The organism is Oleiphilus sp. HI0086, from assembly GCF_001635225.1.
Window position 1 is genome coordinate 1 of sequence record NZ_LWFZ01000481.1, and the last position, 495, is coordinate 495.

Below are 495 nucleotides of genomic sequence, written 5' to 3' on the forward strand. Positions count from 1 at the left end.
TATCCAGCTTGCGCCAGGCAGATTTCCCGCCCGGAAATCTCGAAATCGAGCTCACTGAAAATGTTATTATGAACGACCTTGAGAATATGACTCAAAAACTCAGACAACTCTCTGAGCATGGCGTCACCATTGCCATTGACGACTTTGGCACGGGTTATTCATCACTGAACTATATTCATAAACTGCCTATTCATACTTTGAAAGTAGACCAGTCCTTCATCAAGGATATTGAAGATACACACGATGATGCCTGCATCGTTAATGCTATTGTATCCATGGCCCACGGCCTGAAACTCAATATTGTTGCCGAAGGCGTCGAAACCGAGACTCAACTAAGTTACCTAAAGTCTTTGGGCTGCCAGGAGATTCAAGGCTTCTATTTTGGTAGAGCCGTTCCAGGCCGTGACGCACTTGAACAGATTAACAACAATGCGAGCCAGCTTATTGAGATATAAGCTGGCCTTTTTCCTCAGAACATCCATAATAATGCAAAGC

General features: G+C 44.2%; 1 protein-coding gene. It reads left to right on the forward strand.

The features are described from left to right. On the forward strand, positions 1-455 hold a 455-nt coding region (locus A3756_RS05910), incomplete at its 5' end, for an EAL domain-containing protein (RefSeq protein WP_156490305.1). Positions 456-495 lie beyond the last annotated feature (40 nt).